We start from the raw sequence: 3,142 nt of genomic DNA on the forward strand, positions 1-3,142 counted from the left end.
GAGACCCCACACTACCATCGGCGCTACGGCGTTTCACTTCTGAGTTCGGCATGGGGTCAGGTGGGACCACCGCGCTATCTCCGCCAGGCAAATTCTGTTTATTAACCCGCTTATCGCCGGTTAATCTAATCTGTATCAAGCTGATATTGATGTCTTTCTTCCGCCAAAACATCTTCGGCGTTGTAAGGTTAAGCCTCACGGTTCATTAGTACCGGTTAGCTCAACGCATCGCTGCGCTTACACACCCGGCCTATCAACGTCGTCGTCTTCAACGTTCCTTCAGGAGACTTAAAGTCTCAGGGAGAACTCATCTCGGGGCAAGTTTCGTGCTTAGATGCTTTCAGCACTTATCTCTTCCGCATTTAGCTACCGGGCAGTGCCATTGGCATGACAACCCGAACACCAGTGATGCGTCCACTCCGGTCCTCTCGTACTAGGAGCAGCCCCCCTCAATTCTCCAGCGCCCACGGCAGATAGGGACCGAACTGTCTCACGACGTTCTAAACCCAGCTCGCGTACCACTTTAAATGGCGAACAGCCATACCCTTGGGACCTACTTCAGCCCCAGGATGTGATGAGCCGACATCGAGGTGCCAAACACCGCCGTCGATATGAACTCTTGGGCGGTATCAGCCTGTTATCCCCGGAGTACCTTTTATCCGTTGAGCGATGGCCCTTCCATTCAGAACCACCGGATCACTATGACCTGCTTTCGCACCTGCTCGCGCCGTCACGCTCGCAGTCAAGCTGGCTTATGCCATTGCACTAACCTCCTGATGTCCGACCAGGATTAGCCAACCTTCGTGCTCCTCCGTTACTCTTTAGGAGGAGACCGCCCCAGTCAAACTACCCACCAGACACTGTCCGCAACCCGGATCACGGGTCCACGTTAGAACATCAAACATTAAAGGGTGGTATTTCAAGGTCGGCTCCATGCAGACTGGCGTCCACACTTCAAAGCCTCCCACCTATCCTACACATCAAGGCTCAATGTTCAGTGTCAAGCTATAGTAAAGGTTCACGGGGTCTTTCCGTCTTGCCGCGGGTACACTGCATCTTCACAGCGAGTTCAATTTCACTGAGTCTCGGGTGGAGACAGCCTGGCCATCATTACGCCATTCGTGCAGGTCGGAACTTACCCGACAAGGAATTTCGCTACCTTAGGACCGTTATAGTTACGGCCGCCGTTTACCGGGGCTTCGATCAAGAGCTTCGCCTTGCGGCTGACCCCATCAATTAACCTTCCGGCACCGGGCAGGCGTCACACCGTATACGTCCACTTTCGTGTTTGCACAGTGCTGTGTTTTTAATAAACAGTTGCAGCCAGCTGGTATCTTCGACTGATTTCAGCTCCACGAGCAAGTCGCTTCACCTACCATCAGCGTGCCTTCTCCCGAAGTTACGGCACCATTTTGCCTAGTTCCTTCACCCGAGTTCTCTCAAGCGCCTTGGTATTCTCTACCTGACCACCTGTGTCGGTTTGGGGTACGATTTGATGTTACCTGATGCTTAGAGGCTTTTCCTGGAAGCAGGGCATTTGTTGCTTCAGCACCGTAGTGCCTCGTCATCACGCCTCAGCCTTGATTCTCCGGATTTGCCTGGAAAATCAGCCTACACGCTTAAACCGGGACAACCGTCGCCCGGCCAACATAGCCTTCTCCGTCCCCCCTTCGCAGTAACACCAAGTACAGGAATATTAACCTGTTTCCCATCGACTACGCCTTTCGGCCTCGCCTTAGGGGTCGACTCACCCTGCCCCGATTAACGTTGGACAGGAACCCTTGGTCTTCCGGCGAGCGGGCTTTTCACCCGCTTTATCGTTACTTATGTCAGCATTCGCACTTCTGATACCTCCAGCAACCCTCACAGGCCACCTTCAACGGCTTACAGAACGCTCCCCTACCCAACAACACATAGTGTCGCTGCCGCAGCTTCGGTGCATGGTTTAGCCCCGTTACATCTTCCGCGCAGGCCGACTCGACCAGTGAGCTATTACGCTTTCTTTAAATGATGGCTGCTTCTAAGCCAACATCCTGGCTGTCTGGGCCTTCCCACATCGTTTCCCACTTAACCATGACTTTGGGACCTTAGCTGGCGGTCTGGGTTGTTTCCCTCTTCACGACGGACGTTAGCACCCGCCGTGTGTCTCCCGTGATAACATTCTCCGGTATTCGCAGTTTGCATCGGGTTGGTAAGTCGGGATGACCCCCTTGCCGAAACAGTGCTCTACCCCCGGAGATGAATTCACGAGGCGCTACCTAAATAGCTTTCGGGGAGAACCAGCTATCTCCCGGTTTGATTGGCCTTTCACCCCCAGCCACAAGTCATCCGCTAATTTTTCAACATTAGTCGGTTCGGTCCTCCAGTTAGTGTTACCCAACCTTCAACCTGCCCATGGCTAGATCACCGGGTTTCGGGTCTATACCCTGCAACTTAACGCCCAGTTAAGACTCGGTTTCCCTTCGGCTCCCCTATTCGGTTAACCTTGCTACAGAATATAAGTCGCTGACCCATTATACAAAAGGTACGCAGTCACCCCATTAAAGAGGCTCCCACTGCTTGTACGTACACGGTTTCAGGTTCTTTTTCACTCCCCTCGCCGGGGTTCTTTTCGCCTTTCCCTCACGGTACTGGTTCACTATCGGTCAGTCAGGAGTATTTAGCCTTGGAGGATGGTCCCCCCATATTCAGACAGGATACCACGTGTCCCGCCCTACTCATCGAGCTCACAGCATGTGCATTTTTGTGTACGGGGCTGTCACCCTGTATCGCACGCCTTTCCAGACGCTTCCACTAACACACATACTGATTCAGGCTCTGGGCTGCTCCCCGTTCGCTCGCCGCTACTGGGGGAATCTCGGTTGATTTCTTTTCCTCGGGGTACTTAGATGTTTCAGTTCCCCCGGTTCGCCTCATTAACCTATGGATTCAGTTAATGATAGTGTGACGAATCACACTGGGTTTCCCCATTCGGAAATCGCCGGTTATAACGGTTCATATCACCTTACCGACGCTTATCGCAGATTAGCACGTCCTTCATCGCCTCTGACTGCCAGGGCATCCACCGTGTACGCTTAGTCGCTTAACCTCACAACCCGAAGATGTTTCTTACGAACCATCATCGTGTTGCGAAAATTTGAGA

2 rRNA genes are annotated in these 3,142 nt (G+C 52.9%); both read right to left on the reverse strand.

The window, feature by feature from the left end:
- Positions 1–88: ribosomal RNA gene (rrf, locus tag BEA93_RS24020) — 5S ribosomal RNA — on the reverse strand; the annotation flags it as partial.
- Positions 89–184: 96 nt separating this feature from the next.
- A 23S ribosomal RNA gene (locus BEA93_RS24025) occupies positions 185–3,088 on the reverse strand.
- Between the last annotated feature and the right edge of the window lie 54 nt (positions 3,089–3,142).

It is taken from the genome of Escherichia sp. MOD1-EC5950 (genome assembly GCF_002965345.1).
GTDB lineage: Bacteria > Pseudomonadota > Gammaproteobacteria > Enterobacterales > Enterobacteriaceae > Escherichia > Escherichia marmotae.